Source organism: Bradyrhizobium sp. CB82, assembly GCF_029714405.1.
Lineage (GTDB): Bacteria > Pseudomonadota > Alphaproteobacteria > Rhizobiales > Xanthobacteraceae > Bradyrhizobium.
Map to the genome: position 1 here is coordinate 7,397,377 of NZ_CP121650.1, position 18,248 is coordinate 7,415,624.

At 64.9% G+C, this 18,248-nt stretch carries 19 protein-coding genes; 6 read left to right on the forward strand and 13 right to left on the reverse strand.

Annotated elements, in window-relative coordinates:
- Positions 1-11 precede the first annotated feature (11 nt).
- The 6 genes from QA640_RS35745 to fliI form a co-directional block, all read right to left on the reverse strand.
- Positions 12-932: a formylglycine-generating enzyme family protein gene (locus QA640_RS35745; protein WP_283037483.1), complete on the reverse strand. Its 921-nt coding sequence runs from the start codon at positions 930-932 to the stop codon at positions 12-14.
- 539 nt (positions 933-1,471) lie between these two features.
- A complete protein-coding gene (locus QA640_RS35750) occupies positions 1,472-2,431 on the reverse strand; it encodes an AraC family transcriptional regulator (RefSeq protein ID WP_283037484.1) in 960 nt (319 codons plus the stop codon).
- A gap of 324 nt (positions 2,432-2,755) precedes the next feature.
- Complete coding sequence (locus QA640_RS35755; protein ID WP_283037485.1) at positions 2,756-3,727, reverse strand: anti-sigma factor; 972 nt, start codon at positions 3,725-3,727, stop codon at positions 2,756-2,758.
- A gap of 70 nt (positions 3,728-3,797) precedes the next feature.
- A complete protein-coding gene (locus QA640_RS35760) occupies positions 3,798-4,343 on the reverse strand; it encodes a sigma-70 family RNA polymerase sigma factor (protein WP_283037486.1) in 546 nt (181 codons plus the stop codon).
- Positions 4,344-4,531: 188 nt separating this feature from the next.
- Positions 4,532-4,951 carry a flagellar export protein FliJ gene (gene fliJ, locus QA640_RS35765; RefSeq protein WP_027527631.1) on the reverse strand — a complete coding sequence of 140 codons (420 nt, stop codon included), beginning with the start codon at positions 4,949-4,951 and terminating at the stop codon, positions 4,532-4,534.
- Between the two features lie 118 nt (positions 4,952-5,069).
- A complete protein-coding gene (fliI, locus tag QA640_RS35770) occupies positions 5,070-6,395 on the reverse strand; it encodes a flagellar protein export ATPase FliI (RefSeq protein WP_283037487.1) in 1,326 nt (441 codons plus the stop codon).
- Positions 6,396-6,788: 393 nt separating this feature from the next.
- On the opposite strand from fliI, the gene ctrA reads away from it, so the two are divergent.
- The 5 genes from ctrA (at position 6,789) to QA640_RS35795 (ending at position 9,919) form a co-directional block, all read left to right on the forward strand.
- Positions 6,789-7,490 (forward strand): response regulator transcription factor CtrA, encoded by a 702-nt coding sequence (gene ctrA / locus QA640_RS35775; protein WP_016848562.1) that lies wholly within the window; start codon positions 6,789-6,791, stop codon positions 7,488-7,490.
- A 168-nt stretch (positions 7,491-7,658) separates the two neighbouring features.
- Complete coding sequence (locus tag QA640_RS35780) at positions 7,659-8,063, forward strand: DUF350 domain-containing protein (protein ID WP_283037488.1); 405 nt, start codon at positions 7,659-7,661, stop codon at positions 8,061-8,063.
- Between the two features lie 2 nt (positions 8,064-8,065).
- Positions 8,066-8,458: a hypothetical protein gene (locus QA640_RS35785; protein WP_283037489.1), complete on the forward strand. Its 393-nt coding sequence runs from the start codon at positions 8,066-8,068 to the stop codon at positions 8,456-8,458.
- A gap of 66 nt (positions 8,459-8,524) precedes the next feature.
- The gene (locus tag QA640_RS35790) at positions 8,525-8,755 is read left to right on the forward strand and encodes a hypothetical protein (RefSeq protein ID WP_283037490.1); all 231 of its coding nucleotides are present in this window, start codon (positions 8,525-8,527) and stop codon (positions 8,753-8,755) included.
- Between the two features lie 3 nt (positions 8,756-8,758).
- Positions 8,759-9,919 carry a glutathionylspermidine synthase family protein gene (locus tag QA640_RS35795; protein ID WP_283037491.1) on the forward strand — a complete coding sequence of 387 codons (1,161 nt, stop codon included), beginning with the start codon at positions 8,759-8,761 and terminating at the stop codon, positions 9,917-9,919.
- A 57-nt stretch (positions 9,920-9,976) separates the two neighbouring features.
- On the opposite strand, the gene QA640_RS35800 is transcribed toward QA640_RS35795, so the two are convergent.
- From QA640_RS35800 to QA640_RS35825, 6 genes are all read right to left on the reverse strand, one after another.
- The gene (locus QA640_RS35800) at positions 9,977-10,849 is read right to left on the reverse strand and encodes a protein-glutamate O-methyltransferase CheR (RefSeq protein WP_283037492.1); all 873 of its coding nucleotides are present in this window, start codon (positions 10,847-10,849) and stop codon (positions 9,977-9,979) included.
- Positions 10,846-12,033 (reverse strand): chemotaxis response regulator protein-glutamate methylesterase, encoded by a 1,188-nt coding sequence (locus QA640_RS35805; RefSeq protein ID WP_283037493.1) that lies wholly within the window; start codon positions 12,031-12,033, stop codon positions 10,846-10,848. The genes QA640_RS35800 and QA640_RS35805 overlap by 4 nt, the downstream gene beginning before the upstream one ends.
- 76 nt (positions 12,034-12,109) lie before the next feature.
- Positions 12,110-12,475, reverse strand: coding sequence for a response regulator (locus QA640_RS35810; protein WP_283037494.1), 366 nt, complete (start codon positions 12,473-12,475; stop codon positions 12,110-12,112).
- A 69-nt stretch (positions 12,476-12,544) separates the two neighbouring features.
- Positions 12,545-13,015, reverse strand: coding sequence for a chemotaxis protein CheW (locus QA640_RS35815; RefSeq protein WP_283037495.1), 471 nt, complete (start codon positions 13,013-13,015; stop codon positions 12,545-12,547).
- Between the two features lie 22 nt (positions 13,016-13,037).
- Positions 13,038-15,812 (reverse strand): hybrid sensor histidine kinase/response regulator, encoded by a 2,775-nt coding sequence (locus QA640_RS35820; protein ID WP_283042984.1) that lies wholly within the window; start codon positions 15,810-15,812, stop codon positions 13,038-13,040.
- A 186-nt stretch (positions 15,813-15,998) separates the two neighbouring features.
- Positions 15,999-16,652: a histidine phosphotransferase ChpT gene (locus QA640_RS35825; RefSeq protein ID WP_254103655.1), complete on the reverse strand. Its 654-nt coding sequence runs from the start codon at positions 16,650-16,652 to the stop codon at positions 15,999-16,001.
- Positions 16,653-16,821: 169 nt separating this feature from the next.
- Here QA640_RS35825 and QA640_RS35830 point away from each other — a divergent pair, with 169 nt between their 5' ends.
- On the forward strand, positions 16,822-17,655 hold the full coding sequence (locus tag QA640_RS35830; RefSeq protein WP_283037496.1) for a 3'(2'),5'-bisphosphate nucleotidase CysQ: 834 nt from the start codon (positions 16,822-16,824) through the stop codon (positions 17,653-17,655).
- On the opposite strand, the gene QA640_RS35835 is transcribed toward QA640_RS35830, so the two are convergent.
- Positions 17,645-18,118 (reverse strand): YHS domain-containing (seleno)protein, encoded by a 474-nt coding sequence (locus QA640_RS35835; RefSeq protein ID WP_283037497.1) that lies wholly within the window; start codon positions 18,116-18,118, stop codon positions 17,645-17,647. The two genes, QA640_RS35830 and QA640_RS35835, sit on opposite strands and share 11 nt — an antisense overlap.
- Positions 18,119-18,248 lie beyond the last annotated feature (130 nt).

Below are 18,248 nucleotides of genomic sequence, written 5' to 3' on the forward strand. Positions count from 1 at the left end.
CTCTGCGCTTCCTACGGCCCCAGCGTCCGCGCCACGCGCACACTCATATAGCTCATCCGGTTCGGCGGCCCAAACCAAAGGCGCGCAGCGGAGCGGCGGGTCTGGAGCGCGCGGCTGAAGGCGCCGCCGCGCAGGACGTGGCCCTTGCAATCATCCGCGATCCACGCCGAGCCGTCATTCGGCGCACCGACATAGTTGTCGTGCCAGCAATCCTCGACCCAGTCGTAGACGCCGCCGTGAACCCCAAAGAGTCCGAAGGGATTGGCCGATGGTGGCGTGGTCGCAATCGTAACGATGCCGATATCGGCGACCAGATTGGCGGCCGCAATGTCGGCGAGATGCGGATCGGCGCCATCGCCCCACCAGAACGCGGTGATCGTGCCTCCGCGCGCGACGTATTCGCGTTCGGCCTCGCTGAGGAGCCGGTAGGGGCGGCCCGTCAATCGCGACAGCCACTGCACGTAGTGGCTGGCCTCCTGCCAGAGGATGCCGGTCACGGGATCGCGCACGTGCCCGGCCTCGGTCGGATGAGGACTGCACACTCCTGCCGCCACGCAGGCGCCCCATTCGGCGAGGCTGACGGGCCAACGTCCCGCAGCGAAGCGCTGCACCGTCACCTGATGCTGCGGCCGCTCGTCCTCGCTGCTACCCATCTCCCTTGCGCTTGCACCCATCATGAAGTTGCCGTCGGGGACGACCACCATCTCGGGGCAATGCGCGCATTCCCTGAAGCGATCCTTGGGCATGAGCGCCGCCTCCTCGCCACGCGACAGCGGCTTTGACGGACGCATGCCGAGTATCGCTGCGTCAGTGCTCGTCAATGCTAGGCTGGTCGGAGCCTGCTCAATGGTTTGCGCCGACGCGAGCGGCGAGGAAAGAGCAGACATCAGCAAGGCAAACAGGGCAAACGGCCGGTCGATGAACCCGCCCATGAGACCCTCCCGGCCACGTCAGCGTGACCTTAAAAATGACTTCGCTTCAAAACGTGCTTCGAAAACAGCTAACCCGCCGCGCAATTCGCAAGCGTCACTCTGCGAAGCCGCCGAGACGCTCTCGTCAATCGGACGATGATGCAAGCTGAATGTTTCAGGCGTGTTTCACGAGGCGCAAAAGCAGCCTCGCAGCGACATAGGACAGCGACAAAACGCCTCGATTTCGCCCGTGGCGCGCCACCGCGCTCACGCTCAATGCGAAATTGAGCTCGCTGACCCCTGTGCGTCAGTCCAGCCGTTTCAGATCCGGAAAGCGGGCCAGCAGGTCAGCCTTCACTGATCTGAGATCCGCGATCGTAGCTGCCAACTCATCGAGTTGCCGCTGGCCGCTGGAAATGCCGATCGCAAGGTGCTGATGGTTGTCATCGTCCAGCAGCTCTCGCTCGAGATATTCGTCCGTCCCGTTCCCCAACGTAACGGCGGAACGTGAGTCTTGTGAAATTCCATGCGGGTCTTCCGAAGCAGCGGGATTGGTGCTGTCACGCGTCGCGCAGATCCGACGGCGTCGCGCCGAACCGCTTGCGGAAGGCGCGGTTGAAATAGGACAGATCCGCAAAGCCCGAGGAATGCGCGATGTCGCTGATCTTGCGTGCGCGCGACCGCGGATCCTGCAGCAGCTTTCGCGCCAGCAGGAGGCGCTGCTCGAGCACGAATTCGGTGAAGGTGGTGTCCGCCTGCTCGAACAGGCGCTGCGCCTGGCGCGGGCTCAGACCCGAGCGTCCGGCGACTTCCGACAGGCTGAGATCGTTGCGGCCAAGGGCCGCCATCACGTCGGCGCGCATCAGATCGAGCCGTGCGGCAGCGTGGCCGCGGCCGCGGGCAAGCGCTGCGTGCTCGGCATCGGTGCCGAGCAGCAGGCCGACGAGATCGACCATGTGCTGCGCGGTGAGGCGCTGGCCAACCGCATCGAGATGCGGCGCGTGATTGGCGGCGAGCGCATGATAGCGCGTGATGGTTTCGGCGACCGCGCCGTCGGAGAGGAGTTGCGAGATCTTCTCCTCGGCGCGCGGATTGATCTCAAGCAGCGCGCGGCGCGGCATGCGGATAGTAGTGAAACGATCCTGCTCGGTGTGTCCGACGGAGCCGGTGATGCTGAGATCAGCGAGCACCATCTGCGACGGCGCGAGCTCGATCGTGTGGCCGTTCTGCTGGACGTGGACGAGACCCGAATGCACCGAGATCAGCACGAGATCGTCGCAGCCGTCGACGAGGCCGCTTTGCGTGCGCGAGAACCGCGCGGAGGCGCCTTCGGGAATTGCGAGCACGATGTTGCCGACCAGGCTGACCTGCAGCCTGCAATCGATGCTGTCCCCTTGGCTCGGCACGACGTCGAGCCCGCACGATCCAAAGGCCCGTTCGCGCCAGTGCTCGAACGCCGGGCCACGCGGCAGCCCCGTATATTGATGAATGAAGATGCCCGGCGTCTTCGCTGGATCCATCTGGTTATCTCGCCCCTTCTCTCCGGCACTAACACCGCCGGGACTGCCCAATCGCGCGGATTTGACGCACTGAAACGGCAGGAGGTTCAAATGGGACGTCAGAGTCCGCTCGGATTGTCGAGATGCGACGGTGAAATGGACCACGGCGACATCGAGGCGGGGGCGAAAGGGACGCGCCACCCCTCGGTGTCATCGCCCGCGAAAAGCGGGCGATCCAGTATTCCGGAGACAGCGCGAGGATACGGAGAAGCCGCGGCGTACTAGATTCCCCGCCTTCGCGGGGAATGACAGCGGTGGGTGGGCTAGAACGCCGGATTGGCGCGGCTACTTCTTGGCGCCTGCGGGGGCCTGCGGCTGGGACGGCGGCACGGTCTCGATCAGCTTGCCGGAAAATACCGGCGGGGATGTCGGCTGGCCGCTGGGCGAGCCGCCGGCGGGCTCGACGGTGACGGCGTAGGTCGCGGCATTGATGACATCGGCATCATAGCCGGCGAGCACTGGGCGCGCGGTGAAGTCGCCATTGTTGATCACGCCGAGCGAGCGCGGGCGGGGCAGCTTGTCGGAGATCAGCCAGAGCTCAAAGCTTTTGCCCGGCTCCGGCGTGGCGCCCACTTTACGGACCGTGAAATTCTTGGTCGCGCCGTCGATGGTGAGGATGAAGGCGGGGCCACCGCCCTGTCCCTGCAACAGCGCGACATATTGCGATGACGGCGTAAGCGGCGCGGCAGGCGTCTTCACCTCGACGGTCTGAATCCGCGGCGCGGGACGCAGCGCCCCAGGCAGCGCATCGGGCCGCAGGATCTGAAGCGACAGCACCACGAAGAGCGCGGCGGCGAGCGCGCCGACGGCGGACGCGATGCTGCGCCAGCGCTTCACGCGGCCTTCGAGATAGATGACATTGGTGTCGTCGACGATCGGCACCTGCGGGATCGTGAAATCCGGCGTATGGACCTGCTGCCCGAATTGCGGCGCGATGTCGGGCGCAGCTTCCGGCTCGACCGGTGGCTCTGGCACCTCCGGCACCGGAGGCGGCGGCGCCTCAGGCATCGCCTGCGGCTCCTCTGTTGCCCGGGTCGGCCCGATCGCGGCCTTGATGTTTTCCCACACGATCGGCCGCGGCTCGACCGAGCCGACCATCTGGTTCAACACGCCCAGCCGCAATTGCCAGGCCTGCACGAGGCCGGCGAACTCATTGTCCACCGCCATCATGGTCTCGACCTGCGTGCGCTCGTCGGCATCGAGTGTGCCGAGGGCATATTCCGCGGCGAGCGCGATATGGTCCTCAGTGTAGGCCATCAATGTCCTTCAGCTCTCCCCAATGGGGAGAGGGAGAACGCGGTGCTGGCTTGTACACTCTCACCATCTGCTAAAGCCCAAGGCACTCCCGGATATCCATCATGCTGCGCCTCAGCCACGTCTTCACCGTGTTGACGGGCGCGGAAAACTTCTCCGCCAACTGCTCGCGGCTCCAGCCGTTGTAATAGGCAAGAAGCACGAGCTTCTGGCGCTCCGGCTCGAGCCGGCCGACACATTCCAGGAGCCGCTTCAATTCCTCCGTCATCTCGCGGCGCGCGAGCGGATCGGGGCTGTCGGCGGCAACCTCCATCGCCCGAGGCTCCTCCTCGATCGAGGCTTCGGTCTTCTTGCGCACCAGGTCGATGGCGCGGTTGCGCGCGATCGACGCCATCCACGTGATCGGCGAGGACAGCTCCGGATTGAACTGCCCCGCGCTGTTCCAGATCTTCACGTAGGTCTCCTGAATGACCTCCTCTGCAAGATCCTGTCGGCGCAAGATACGGAGCACGACGCCATAGAGTTTCGCGCGCGTGGCGCCGTAGAGGCGCTCGAAAGCCGCCTCGTCGCCCTTCGCCACCGCTGCGATCAGCCAGACCAGATCTGCTGGCGTCGGCATTCAGTCCCCCAGCGCGCGCCGCCCCGTTGCTTTCCCGCGAGGCCCCTGCAATCCCACCACCATAGCGCGCGGCAAAGCCCGCCACCAAGGGGGCCGGGCGCCACGCTGTGGACATCACATGCGAAAAACCCGGCCCCTTTGCGGGCCGGGCTGACGCAATTCCTTGGCTGCGCGGCTTTGAGAGCTCTTTAGGCGATGGCGCCCATGCGGGCGCGCATCAGGCCGATGCTGTCGAGATCGGCCTGCTCGCGGGCGCTCTCCTCGGCGCGCTCGCGCGCCTGGTCGCGCTCGTCCAGGAGCTCGACCTTCTTCAATTCCTCAAAAGCCTCGGCCAGCGCACCCTTGGCCTCTTCGAGCTGGCCCTTCAGCTCGTCGGCCGAGCGCGTCAGGTTCTCGCGGCGCTGGATCGCGGCCTTGGCATAGGTCGGGTAGGCGAAATGCGAGGGATCGTTGATCCCGGCGCGCTCCTGTTCGGTCAGGATCTCGCGCTCGAGATCGACGGACATGCGCTGGAAGTCCGCGATCATGCTCTCGATCTGGGTGACCCTGCGGCGCTTCTCGTCGACCTGAAATTTCTTCAGGCGAATGAGCGTTTCACGTGACTTCATCGACTCGTACTCCCCAGAAGTCCCCTAGCTGCACGTGGGACAACACCGGTCTCCCCGATCCCGAATTGGGCCCCGACCGGCTCTACTGCACTGTGAAGCGGATGATGGCCTGACAAAGTTAGCGTTCCGTTTCCAAATTCTGGAGGATTTGCGCCAACTGGCGGTAGCCGTCCGCCAAACCGGCACGTTCGTCCTTGCGCTGGCGCAGGAAGGCCTCCAGCGGCTCATGGAGGCGGATCGCCTCGTCGACCTCGGGGCTGGACCCCGCCCGGTAGGCGCCCAGCCGGATCAGTTCCTCCATGTCAGCATAGGTCGCCATCACCTGGCGGGCCTTCTGAATGGTCGGCCAGAATTGCGGGTCGGCCGATTTCGGCATGGTGCGGGAGACGGATTTGAGGATGTTGATGGCGGGGTAACGCCCGCGCTCGGCAATGGAACGCTGCATCACGATATGCCCGTCGAGGATGCCGCGGACGGCGTCCGCGATCGGCTCGTTATGGTCGTCGCCGTCAACCAGCACCGTGAAGATCGCGGTGATGGCACCGACGCCCATGCCGGGACCTGCGCGCTCCAGGAGCTTCGGCAGCTCGGTGAAGACGGTCGGCGTATAGCCTTTGGCGGTCGGCGGCTCGCCGGCGGAAAGGCCGATCTCGCGCTGGGCCATGGCAAAGCGCGTCACCGAGTCCATCAGGCAGAGAACGTCCTGATCCTCGTCGCGAAAATATTCGGCAATCGCAAGCGTCAGATACGCCGCCTGCCGCCGCATCAGCGCCGGCTCGTCGGAGGTTGCGACCACGACGACGGAGCGCGCCAGCCCCTCTTCACCAAGGTCATCCTGCAAGAATTCCTGCACCTCGCGGCCGCGCTCACCGATCAGGCCGATGACGCTGACATCGGCGTCGACATTGCGCGCGAGCATCGACAGCAGCACGGATTTGCCGACGCCGGAGCCGGCAAAGATGCCCATGCGCTGGCCACGGCAGCAGGTCAGGAAGGTATTGAGCGCGCGGACGCCGAGATCGAGCGGGCTACCTACGCGCTTCCTCGAATGCGCCGGCGGCGGCGAATTGCGGAACGGCATCGGCGAGGTGCCCTGCGGCAGCGGCCCCTTGCCGTCGATCGGCTCGCCCAGCGCGTTGACGACGCGGCCGAGCCAGGCCGCCGACGGCCGCACCTGGTTGGCGGCATTGGCAATCACAGCCTTGCAGCCGCGGCGCACGCCCTCGAGACCGGCGAACGGCATCACGACAGCGTTGTTGCCGGAAAAGCCAATCACCTCGCAGGGAATGAAACGGTCCGCGCCGGTCTCGATCACGAGCCGCGCGCCGACCGACATCGCGTGAATGGGACCGGCGACCTCGACCATCAGGCCGCGCACGCCGACGACGCGGCCGTATATGTTGATGCCGTCGATGTCTCCGATCTGCTCGGCAAGCGCCTTCATGATCCGGCCTTCACGCGCGGGCCCTTCATGACGAAACCCTTAAATTTCGCCACATTTCTGAACGGCGCTTAACTTCGTGTTTACCCGCATCATTAATCATTGCGTCACTGTCTTTGTGACTGAGCGCCTGCCCGACAGAAGAAGGGGAGTCGCGAGAGTCGGTTAGGTCCGTCTCTTAAAGTGGAACTTGAACGGAGCCGGGTGACGAAAGCTGCTTCTGCGCAATATCTTAGGGCGATTCGACAAAAATTGCACCGCGAGCTCTTGCGTTCCAGAATCAGACTTTGTTAACCATGTGACGTCAGGATCCGAATCAGTTGTTCAAAGGCGTTTTGTTGAGTGCCGCGAATGCGGCCGACCTGACGCCCGGAGCGGCGACTATGGGGAACTGGCATGCGCGTTTTGCTGATAGAAGATGACAGCGCCGTCGCGCAGTCGATCGAGCTGATGTTGAAGTCGGAAAGCTTCAACGTCTATACGACCGACCTGGGGGAAGAGGGCGTCGATCTCGGTAAGCTATACGATTACGACATTATCCTTCTCGACCTCAACCTGCCCGACATGTCCGGTTACGACGTGCTCAAGCAGCTCCGGGTCTCCAAGATCAAGACACCGATTCTGATCCTCTCCGGCCTCGCCGGCATTGAGGACAAGGTCAAGGGTCTCGGCGTCGGCGCCGACGACTACATGACCAAGCCCTTCCACAAGGACGAGCTGGTGGCCCGCATCCACGCCATCGTGCGCCGTTCCAAGGGCCATGCCCAGTCGGTCATCCAGACCGGAGACCTCGTGGTCAACCTCGACACCAAGACGGTGGAAGTCGGCGGCCAGCGCGTGCATCTGACCGGCAAGGAATACCAGATGCTGGAGCTGCTCAGCTTGCGCAAGGGCACGACCCTCACCAAGGAAATGTTCCTCAACCACCTGTACGGCGGGATGGACGAGCCCGAGCTGAAGATCATCGACGTCTTCATCTGCAAGCTCCGCAAGAAGCTCGCCAATGCCTCCGAAGGCCGCAATTTCATCGAGACCGTGTGGGGCCGCGGCTACGTGCTGCGCGAGCCGCACGAGGCCGACGAGCGCATCCCGGCCTGACCTTCCTTCTGTCGCGAGCCCTCCGGGCTTGCTCCTCCCCGACAGGACCCCGCCGCAAATGGCGGGGTTTTCGTTTTTGGGACACGGGCAGAGCTTCATCACCCCCTAACCGTTGAACCGCTATCCTCCGCCTGCCGACGAATGATCGCCTGACACCACGGGGCGACGATGATCCTGCAATCGCTTGCTGGCCTGCCGGCCTTTCTGGTCTATTTCTGCACCGGGTTGGTGGCGATCGTGGCCTATCTGTTCGTCTACACTCGCATCACGCCGCACAATGAATTCCAGCTCATCCGTGACAATGACCCGGCCGCCGCGATTGCGCTGGGCCTGAGCCTGCTCGGCTTCGTCGCACCGCTGTTCAGTGCCATCGCACATTCGGCCAATTTGGTGGACTGCCTGATCTGGGCGTTGATCGCGCTGATCGTCCAGGTCGTCGTGTTCTATGTCGTGAAGATCCCGGTGCCGAATTTGTCGGCGCGGATCGCCGCGGGCGACATGGCGCCGGCGATCTGGCTCGGCCTTTCCTCGCTCGCTGCAGGCCTGCTCAATGCCGCCTGCATGATCTACTGACCATGGCCGAGAAGCGCCCCAACAAGGAGTTCGGCAAGCGCCGACCGCAGCCCTTGCCGCTTCCGCCGAAGGAGCCGGTCAAGCGCTCCGGCCATGTCGCGCTGCTGGTGATGGGCACGATCGCGGTTGGCACCACCGCCTACACGCTGATGCCGCGGCAGAACTGCGATCCGCCCGCGCCCGGCATGGCGGAGCCGGCGCAACCCAATACGGCCTGTACCAGCCGAAGCTCGTCCGGCAGCGGCGGCCACTGGTCATCGCGCTCGAGCTTCTTCAGCAGCGACTCCTCGAGCCATTCCTCATCTGGCGGATCGTCCGACTCGGGCTCAGGCGGCGTGACGCGGGGCGGCTTCGGCTCGTTCGCGCATGCCTTCGGCTTCTCGGGGCGCGGGTGAGCCGAGCCAAGTCTTGAATTCACCGCCTTTGGCCGGTCTGCTTAACTGGCGTCGGGAGGAAACGGCATGAAACGTTCGCGACGTGTCGTGCTCACCTTGATGGGCAGTGCCGCGGCCAGCGCGGTCTCGATGGGATTTGTGCGGCGGCCCCATGACTGCGGACCCGGAATGACGGTCGTTCCCGGCATCGACGGACAACCCTATTGCCGGCCAGCCACCTATGGCGGCTTCGGCGGCACGCTGCATGTCGTTCATGGACACGGCGGCCATGGTCATGGCCACGGCCGTGGCGGCTAGCGCATGCAGCGCATCATTTGTCCCGAGCGCGACGACTGGCGGCAATCCGCCGAACAATGCGGCTTCGACTTCCATACTATCGACGGCGAGCGCTACTGGGATGAGCGGGCCTACTACGCCTTCACGCTCGACGAGATCGAACGCGGGGTCGAAACGCCGACCGGCGAGATCGACGCGATGTGCATCGAGATCGCCGGCCGCATCATCAATGATGAACTGCTGCTCGAGCGGCTGAAGATTCCGGAAGCGTTCTGGGACCTGATCGCCGAGAGCTGGGAGCGCGACGACCGTAGCCTCTACGGCCGGCTCGACCTGAAGTTCGACGGCAAGTCGCCGGCCAGGCTGCTCGAATACAACGCCGATACGCCGACCTCGATCTTCGAGGCCGCGGTGTTTCAATGGACCTGGCTCGAACAGGCGATCGAGCGGCGCATCATCCCGGCGCGCGCCGACCAGTTCAACTCCATCCATGAGCGGCTGATCGCGGCCTGGGAGACGATCGCGGCAGGCCAGCATCTGCATCTCACCGGCACGACCGGCAACGAAGAAGACGCCGGCACGCTCGCCTATCTCGAAGACACCGCGCGCCAGGCGGGTCTATCGACGACGCTGCTCGACATCGAGGAGATCGGCTGGCGCGAGGCGGGTGGCGGCTTCGTCGATCTCGATGACCGTGACATCGCGCTCGCTTTCAAGCTCTATCCCTGGGAATGGATGTTCCACGACGCCTTCGGCGCCAAGCTTAGGGAGGCGCCGACGCGCTGGATCGAGCCGCCGTGGAAGGCGGTGCTCTCCAACAAAGGAATCCTGCCGCTGCTGTGGGAGATGTTTCCGAACCACCCCAACCTGCTGCCGGCCTTCTTCGAGGATGATCCGCGCGCGGCCGAGCTCGGCAGCTCCTACGTGCGCAAGCCGCTGCTGTCGCGCGAAGGCGCCAATGTCATGCTCGTCTCGGGCGGCGTCCCGCTCGACGAGCACGCGGGCCCCTACGGGGCCGAAGGCTTTGTCCGTCAGGCGCTCTCGCCGCTCCCGAATTTTTCCGGCTTTTATCCCGTGGTCGGCAGCTGGCTCGTCAATCATGAGCCCTGTGGCTTGTCGATCCGCGAGGACGAAAGCCCAATCACCGGCAACAGCTCGCGATTTTTACCGCACGCGATTTTGTAGAGCATCCATCAGTCCGGGGCGATGTGGTCGCCAGTCCGGAATGACGAGAGGAGGAGATCACCGCGCCGCGGCGATCCTCATGCCTGCGAGCATCGGCGCGCCGGCCGGACGTGCGCCGCGCGCCGGATTGATCTGGTAGAGGCCGCGGCGGTCGGCGACGGGACGGAAGGCGTCGGTGATGCCGACCACGGACTCGGCGGCACCGAGCAGCAAGGTGCCATCCGCCTCAAGGCTCTTCGCCATGCGTTCGAAGATCACGGCCTTGGTATCCTGGTCGAAATAGATCAGCACGTTGCGGCAGAAGACGACGTCGAACGTGCCGAGATGCGAGAAGTCCTGGAGCAGGTTGAGCTGGCGGAACTGCACCATGGAGCGGATGTCGGCATTGAGCTGCCAGATGTCGCCGGTCTGGGTAAAGTATTTCACCAGCAGCTGGATCGGCAGACCCCGCTGTACCTCGAACTGGCTGTAGACGCCGGCCCTGGATTTCTCCAGCACCTCCTGCGACAGATCGGTCGCGACGATCTCGATGCGCCAGCCGGCGAGCGCGGCGCCCATCTCCTTCAGGCACATCGCGATCGAATAGGGCTCCTGCCCGGTCGACGATGCCGCCGACCAGATGCGCAGGCTTTTGCGCGCCGCGCGCGCCTGGAGCAGGCCCGGCAGAATGGTGTCGCGCAGATGATCGAACGGAAGCTTGTCACGGAAGAAGAAGGTCTCGTTGGTGGTCATCGCCTCGACCACGTCAGTCGCAAGCTTGCCGTCGCCAATCTTGATCTTCTGCACGAGATCGGGAATGGCGGCGAGGCCGGCCTTGCGCGCGAGCGGCAGCAGCCGGCTCTCGACCAGGTACGTCTTGTCGGCGGAGAGATCGAGCCCCGAACGCTCCTTCAGGAACTTGCGCAGATATTCATAGTCCATCGGCGTCACGAGCGGTCTCCCGAGAACAACCGATTGACCTTCGGCGCAATCTGATTGAGCGGCAGGATCGCGGCGCAGATGCCGGCATTCGCGGCCGCACCGGGCATGCCCCACACCACGCTGGTGGCTTCGTCCTGCGCGATCACGCTGCCGCCGGCGGCGAGGATGTCCTTGCCGCCGCGCATGCCGTCCGAGCCCATGCCGGTCAGGATCACCGCCAGAATGCCGCCGTGCCAGAGGTCGATGGCGGAGGTGAAGAGCGGATCGACCGCAGGCTTGCAGAAGTTCACTGCAGGTCCGTCGTCAAGCGCAATCGCGGCTTCCGTCCCGCTCCGCACCACGCGCATGTGCTTGCCGCCTGGCGCGAGATAGATCCGGCCTGGTCTCACCGCCTCGCCGTCGATCGCCTCATGCGCGGGCCTGCGGCTCGTACGCGCCAGATGCTCAGCGAGAATGGTGGTGAAGGTGGGAGGCATATGCTGGGTGATCAGCACCGGGAAGCGATCGATCACCGGACCGAGATCGGCCACCAGCGACATCAGCGCCTGCGGGCCGCCGGTCGAGGAGCCGATCAACAGCACTTTCGGGGCCAGCGTCGAGAAAGAGCGTCTGACGAGCGAGGCGGCGGAGGCCGCCGGTGCGGCTGACGCCGGTGCCGCAGGCCGCGCGGCAGGCTCGCGCGCAAGCGCAGCCGGGCTCGCGGGCGCGAGCGACGGGCTTGCGACCACCGGCTTCCTGCGAAGCCGTGCGCCGAGATGACGGATCTTCTGGATCAGGTCGTGATGGAAGATGTCGGCTGCGGAGGCCTCGCGTGTCGATTCCGGCTTTGGAATGTAGTCGGCCGCGCCCAGCGACAGCGCCTTGAAGCTGATCTCCGCGTTACGGCGGGTCAGCGTGGAGGCCATGATGATGACGAGGTCGCGCTTCTTGGCCAGAAGCTGCGGCAGCGCCGTGAGGCCGTCGAGTTCGGGCATTTCGATGTCGAGGACGGCGACATCGGGATTGATGCGTTCAAGCTGATTGACCGCCTCAAGTCCGGTGCGCAAGGAGGCCGCAACCTCCATGTCATGCTCGGCGCCGATCCAGCGCGAGATCAGACCGCGGATGACGACGGAATCGTCGACGATCATCACGCGCAGTGGCCCTTCCCGCGACGGACTGATGGTCGAACTTCCAGCGCACACAACACTCATTACTCACCAACTCAGACTGAAACGGTTCAGTTGAAAACATACGCCGAAGGATCCGTTCAGCCCTCGGGCAGCACGGTCAGATCAGGCCGACTTCCTGGAACTTCGCCGTCACGATGTCCTTGTCGAACGGCTTCATGATGTACTCATTGGCACCGGCATGCAGCGCGCGCGCGATATGTGCGACATCGTTCTCGGTGGTGCAGAACACCACCTTGGGCTGGTCGCCGCCGGGCATACGGCGGAGATGGCCGAGGAATTCGTAGCCATCCATGACCGGCATATTCCAGTCGAGCAGCACGGCATCGGGCAGCCCGCGCTTGCAGGTTTCCAGCGCCTTCTCGCCATCCTCGGCTTCGAGGATCTGGAAGTCGAGACCTTCCAGGATGCGGCGCGCAACCTTGCGGATGACACTGGAGTCATCAACGACGAGACAAGTTCTCATGTGAACCTCTACTTCCTGTCCCCGAGGGGACACTTCCATTGCAGGTCGGTCGGCCGGCCAACCGTCGTCTCAGGCCGCCATCATCTCGGGTGCCAGTTCGAGGACGCGATCGACGTCGAGGACGACCATGAGCTGGCCATCGAGGCGGTGGACGCCGCCGGCGAGCTTGGCCATGCGGGGGTCGAGGTTGACGGGGTTTTCCTCTTTGCCGTCCTCCGGCAGGCGCAACACCTCGCCGATCGTGTCGATCAGCAGGCCATAGGATTCACCGCGCAGGTCGACGCCGACCGCCATCGGCAGCTTGCCGTCCTCGGGCCGCGGCAGCCCGAGACGCGCGCGCATGTCGACGACGGTGACGATGCGGCCGCGCAGGTTGAGCACGCCGGCGATCTCGCGCGAGGCCAGGGGCACGCGGGTGACGCGCTCGGGCATGAACACGTCCTGCACGCGCGAGATCGGCAGCCCGAACAGCTGGCCGCCGATCATCGCGGTGACGTATTCGACCATCGCCCCTTCGCTGCTTTGCGTCTTGCTGCTCATTGTCGTATCCCCTCCCTATCCCTTAGGCGGCCGCCCGGCTCAGCTCGGAGGCGCCGGCGGCACCGGCCGTCTGTTCCTTCAGCGCCGCGATCAGACCGGGACGATCGAACTTGGCGACATAGTCGTGGAAGCCGGCCTGCCGGCCACGCTCGATCGCCGCCGGCGAGACCAGCGCCGAGAGCCCGATGATCGGCATCGCGCCGAGATTGTGGTCGGAGCGGATGGTTTCGGCGAACTCGAACCCGTTCATGTCGGGCATCTCGATGTCGGTCAGCACGACGTCGAAGCTCTGCGCGCGCAGCGCGGCAAGGCCCTCCTGCGCGGTCGGCGCGGTGCGGACGCGGTAGCCGGCCGCCTTCAGCACGGGGGCCAGCATGTTGCGGAAGAAGGCCGAGTCGTCGACCAAGAGCACCGCCTGCGAATGCATCGACGGCTTCATCTCCTTGCGGGTGAACCAGTCGGCAAAGGCCATCGGCAGGAAGTGGCCGACGTCGATCACCTCGGTGGCCTGGCCCTTGATCACGGCCGAGCCCAGAATGCCGGCGCCGGAGCCGCCGACCTCGATGTTGAGGCGTTCCTCGACGATGTCGATGATCTCGTCGACGACGAGGCCCATCGAGCGGCCGTCATCGGCAAACACCAGGATCGGCTGGGCGCCCTGGCTCGCGATGGTGACGCCCTCCATGGCGACCAGCGGCATCAGCTGCTCGCGGTACTGCACCATGTAGCGGCCGTTTGAGAACTCGATCTTCTCGGCCGGCAGCTCCTCGAGGCGCGTGACGAGGCCGAGCGGGACCGCCTTGGGCTGGGACGAGCCGGCGCGGAACACCAGCAGCGAGGTGGTCTGCTCGCCCGAGCCGATGTGATGGGCGGCATTCTCGTCGGCCATGTCATGGGCCGAGGAGCCGGAGGCGCCGAGCGCCTTGGCAATGCCGTTGGGGTCGATGATCATGATGACCGCGCCATCGCCCAGGATGGTGTTGCCGGAGAACATGTCGATGTGACGCAGTTTGGTCGACATCGGCTTGACGACGATTTCTTCGGTGTGGAACACGCCGTCGACCACGATGCCGAAGGTCTGGCTGCCGACCTGCGTCACCACGATGAAGCCGTTCTCGGGATCGCTGGCGGCGCCGTCGTCGATCTTCAAAAGCTTCTTGAGGTGGATCAGCGGCAGCAGCTTGTTGCGCAGCCGCAGCACCGCGGTGTCCTTGATGCGCTCGATGCGGTGCTCGGAGTTGGCGCGGGCACGGACGAGCTCGACCACCGAGAGCTGGGGAATCGCAAAGCGGTCGCCGCCGGCCTCCACGATCAGGGCGGAGACGATGGCCAGCGTCAGCGGGATCTTGATGGTGACGGACGAGCCCTCGCCGGCGACGCTCTTGATGTCGATGGTGCCGCCGATCTGGTCGATATTGGTGCGCACCACGTCCATGCCGACGCCGCGGCCCGAGACCGAGGTGATGGCGGCCGCGGTCGAGAAGCCCGGCGCGAAGATGAACTTGTGGATCTGCGCTTCGCTCATCTTCTCCAGCTCGGCCTCGCTGACGAGACCGCTAGAGAGCGCCTTGGCCTTGATCCTCTCGGTGTTGAGGCCGCGGCCGTTGTCGGCGATGCAGATGATGATGTGGCCGCCCTCGTGATAGGCGGACAGCCGGATGGTGCCCTGCTCGCCCTTGCCGCTCGCCAGGCGCTCGGCCGGGGTCTCCAGGCCGTGGTCGGCGGAGTTGCGCACCATGTGGGTGAGCGGATCCTTGATCAGGTCGAGCACCTGGCGGTCGAGCTCGGTGTCGGCGCCGTGCATCTCCAGCTCGATCTGCTTGCCGAGTTCGCTCGACAGGTCGCGGACGATGCGCGGCAGCTTCTGCCAGGCATTGCCGATCGGCTGCATGCGCGTCTTCATGACGCCCTCCTGCAGCTCGGCGGTGACGTTGGAGAGGCGCTGCAACGGCACCTTGAACTCGGTGTCCTCGTTGCGGCGGGAGATCTCGAGCAGCTGGTTGCGGGTCAGGACCAGCTCGGAGACCATGGTCATCAGATGCTCCAGCGTATCCACGTTGACGCGGATCGACTGGTTGGCGACGCGGTCGCCTTCGGTGACGGCCTCGTCCGCCATCGATTTCTTCGGCGAGGGTTTGGCTTCCCTGGCGGATTTTGCAGCGTCCTTCGCGGCGGGCGCGGCGACAGCAGCAGCCGCCGGCACCGGCACCTCGATCGCGGTCTCGCGGAAGGCGCGCTCGAGCTCGTCGAGCGAGACCTCGCCCGGACGCAACGGGCGCTCCAGCGTCTGCTCGATCAGCGTGCCCTGGGTCGTCTCTTTGGCGGGCGCGGCCGGGGCTTCCGGCGCCAGCGGCGGCGCGTCGGCAACCGCTGCGGCGCCACCTGTCGGCATCGGCTGCGCCGAGCCGGACATCGCCGCCATGCCCTGCTCGACCATCGCTTCCAGCTTGTCGATGAGGTCGCGGTCGGTGCCCTCGGGCTCGGCTTCGGTCGCCTCGAGCCCGGCCAGAATCTCCTTGATGCGATCGATCGACGACAGGATCACCGTCACCGCCTCGGCGGTCACCGGCATGCCGTCGCGGAATTTGCCCATCAAGGTCTCGCCGGCATGCGCCAGCGCTTCGAGCCGCGGCAAGCCCAGAAAGCCGCAGGTACCCTTGATGGTGTGGACGAGGCGGAAGATGTTATCCAGGATCTTGGCGTTGTTCGGCTCCTGCTCGAACTTCACCAGCTGATTGTCGACGGTGTCCAGGCTCTCGCTGGTCTCCGTCAAAAACTCCCGCAACAGATCATCCATGGAAAACAGGCCTTCATAAGGGAGGGCGCACATGTGCGTCTTTCAGAATGGGGCCAGCTTCACCGCAAAGCGTTTAATATTGGTTGAGTAAGTGCAAAAGAACGGGACCAACAAAGAGACAAGGCGCTTCGAAGATTTCGAAGCGCCTTGTAAAGCTTTGATTAAGGAGTGCTGTGCGGTTGCCGTTTACGAAGCCGTAACAGTTATCGCCTCGCCCTCTGGCGCGAGCTTCACGGTGAGCCCGCAGGCCTGTGCCAACAGCCGCGTATAATAAGGCTGGATCGCGTGCGCGTCCGCGGCGGGTCCGCGCTCGCCGCTGAGTAGCTCGGCGATGTTCTGCGGCAGGCGCGCATTGTGTCCGGTGGCGGTGACGCGAAAGCTCATGGTCTCGCCGTCGCCGATCGGATCGACCTTCAGCATGCCGCCACGCGGGATCGTATGCTGCGCGATCACCAGCATGTTGAGCAGCAGCTTGACGCGGTTCTTCGGCAACAGCAGCCGCGGCAGATTCCAGGTGATCGTGCACTTGCCGTCCTCGATGTGGCCGCGCGCCATGTTTTGCGCGTCACCGAGATCGATCTGCGCGCCGGACGATCCGGCCGCGCCGAAGGCGAGCCGGCAGAATTGCAGCCGCGCCGATGCCGTCTTGGCGCTCTTGCGGATCAGATCGAGCGCGAATTCACGATCTTCGGGCTTGGGATCGTCATCCAGCACCTCGAGGCCGTTGACGATGGCGCCGACAGGGCTGATGAGGTCGTGACAAACCCGCGAGCACAGAAGCGCCGCGAGTTCGAGCATATCGGGAGCAGTAGCGGTACCGGGTGACGAGGTGCCAGACATCGATGGTTCCTGGAATTGCACGGCAGAAGGCGGCGAATCACGCGTGCCCTAGAATTGGCCCTGGTTCTAACATTCGCACCCCCGTTGCAGCTAGCGCTTGCGATAGGCTCGAAGCGGCCATATGGACGCGAATCAACTCAAGGCGAACGAGGTTGCCGATGAATGAGGCATGCAGGTGAAGGGGCGCATTGATGGGCCGACTGCCCTGAGCCTGATGGAGCCGTTGACTGCGCTGGTGCTGAAGGCAGGCGAAGCGATCCTCGCCGTCAATCGGGCCGCGATGCGGGTCGATGGCAAGCAGGACGGCTCGCCGGTCACCGAAGCGGACCTCGCCGCCGACCGCATCATCGGCGAGGGGCTTTCGCTGCTCGCGGCCGACGTGCCGACCCTGTCGGAAGAGCGCGCTCAGCTTGCGACGCCGCCTTTCCAGGGCAGTTTCTTCCTGGTCGATCCGCTGGACGGCACCAAGGAGTTCGTCGCCGGCCGCGACGAGTTCACCGTCAATCTCGCCATCATCACCGACGGCGTGGCGTTGCTCGGCATCGTCAGCGCGCCCGCGCTTGGCCTGCTCTGGCGCGGCATCGTCGGGCACGGCGCGGAGCGTGTGACGTTTGATGGCGCTATCATCGGAAGCGCCGAGCCGATCCGGACGCGAAAGCTGCCGAAGCCCGGCGAGCCCTGGGTCGCCGCGGTCAGCCGCTCGCACGGCGATGCCAGGAGCGAAGCCTTCATTGCCGGTCGGCCCGGTGCGGTCAGGCACACGGCGGGATCGGCGGTCAAGTTCGGCCGTATCGCCGAAGGCAGCGCCGACATCTATCCCCGCCTCGGACCGACCTCGGAATGGGACGTCGGGGCCGGCTGTGCCGTGGTCACCGCCGCCGGCGGCAAGGTCACCGACGGCAAGGGTGGCGAACTCCGGTTTGGCGAGAGGCGTGAAGGCTTCATCGTCCCGGAGTTCATCGCCTGGGGCGACCCGAAAGGCGCCTGCCTTCCTACTGGCTGAGCTGCTCCTGGAGCGCGGGCCAGCGCTTGCCGACCTCGTCAAGGAAACGCTCGGGATTGGCGGCAAAGGCGTCGCGACTGTCCTCCCGGCTGAACAGATAGAGCCGCTGGGCCGAGACCACGAAGAAGCGCGGATTGCCGGCGATGACGACGCCGCGAGCGATATCGGTGGGATCATAGCCGCCGAATTGCGGTCCATAGACCTCGGGATGGGCCAAAAATTCCGCGCGGTTGCCCTCGTTACGGAACCGCCAGACCGCCCCCCACAGGCTTGCCTCGAACTCGGCGGTGCCCTGGACGGCCCCGCCGTCAACGAAATAGGCCACGGGGTCGAACCCCTCGATAGCCACCCCCGAGAAGCGGTTGATTACGATCCGCTCGGTGGTGGCGGCCTCGATGGCCGGGCCGTGAAAGGTGAACCAAAGTCCGGCCAGAAGGCCGATCAAGGCAATTCCGGGGCGCAAGGGGCTATCTTCCTGCCGTTGTGCCGTCATAGTTGCTGCGGATAACATCCGAGTCGAGGGGACATCGGCGCAACCTAGCCCTCGCCTGTTGGCGTCAGGTTAAGGGTGCGACCGGATTCGATACCAGGGG

What these genes read in the sequence shown, in the direction of transcription:
- ctrA (WP_016848562.1), top strand. Translation starts at nt 6,789, where the DNA reads ATGCGCGTTTTGCTGATAGAAGATGACAGCGCCGTCGCGCAGTCGATC.
- QA640_RS35805 (WP_283037493.1), bottom strand. Translation starts at nt 12,033, where the DNA reads ATGAGTGTTGTGTGCGCTGGAAGTTCGACCATCAGTCCGTCGCGGGAA.
- QA640_RS35815 (WP_283037495.1), bottom strand. Translation starts at nt 13,015, where the DNA reads ATGAGCAGCAAGACGCAAAGCAGCGAAGGGGCGATGGTCGAATACGTC.
- fliJ (WP_027527631.1), bottom strand. Translation starts at nt 4,951, where the DNA reads ATGAAGTCACGTGAAACGCTCATTCGCCTGAAGAAATTTCAGGTCGAC.
- QA640_RS35780 (WP_283037488.1), top strand. Translation starts at nt 7,659, where the DNA reads ATGATCCTGCAATCGCTTGCTGGCCTGCCGGCCTTTCTGGTCTATTTC.
- fliI (WP_283037487.1), bottom strand. Translation starts at nt 6,395, where the DNA reads ATGAAGGCGCTTGCCGAGCAGATCGGAGACATCGACGGCATCAACATA.
- QA640_RS35820 (WP_283042984.1), bottom strand. Translation starts at nt 15,812, where the DNA reads ATGGATGATCTGTTGCGGGAGTTTTTGACGGAGACCAGCGAGAGCCTG.
- QA640_RS35785 (WP_283037489.1), top strand. Translation starts at nt 8,066, where the DNA reads ATGGCCGAGAAGCGCCCCAACAAGGAGTTCGGCAAGCGCCGACCGCAG.
- QA640_RS35790 (WP_283037490.1), top strand. Translation starts at nt 8,525, where the DNA reads ATGAAACGTTCGCGACGTGTCGTGCTCACCTTGATGGGCAGTGCCGCG.
- QA640_RS35755 (WP_283037485.1), bottom strand. Translation starts at nt 3,727, where the DNA reads ATGGCCTACACTGAGGACCATATCGCGCTCGCCGCGGAATATGCCCTC.
- QA640_RS35810 (WP_283037494.1), bottom strand. Translation starts at nt 12,475, where the DNA reads ATGAGAACTTGTCTCGTCGTTGATGACTCCAGTGTCATCCGCAAGGTT.
- QA640_RS35745 (WP_283037483.1), bottom strand. Translation starts at nt 932, where the DNA reads ATGGGCGGGTTCATCGACCGGCCGTTTGCCCTGTTTGCCTTGCTGATG.
- QA640_RS35760 (WP_283037486.1), bottom strand. Translation starts at nt 4,343, where the DNA reads ATGCCGACGCCAGCAGATCTGGTCTGGCTGATCGCAGCGGTGGCGAAG.
- QA640_RS35795 (WP_283037491.1), top strand. Translation starts at nt 8,759, where the DNA reads ATGCAGCGCATCATTTGTCCCGAGCGCGACGACTGGCGGCAATCCGCC.
- QA640_RS35825 (WP_254103655.1), bottom strand. Translation starts at nt 16,652, where the DNA reads ATGTCTGGCACCTCGTCACCCGGTACCGCTACTGCTCCCGATATGCTC.
- QA640_RS35830 (WP_283037496.1), top strand. Translation starts at nt 16,822, where the DNA reads ATGCAGGTGAAGGGGCGCATTGATGGGCCGACTGCCCTGAGCCTGATG.
- QA640_RS35750 (WP_283037484.1), bottom strand. Translation starts at nt 2,431, where the DNA reads ATGGATCCAGCGAAGACGCCGGGCATCTTCATTCATCAATATACGGGG.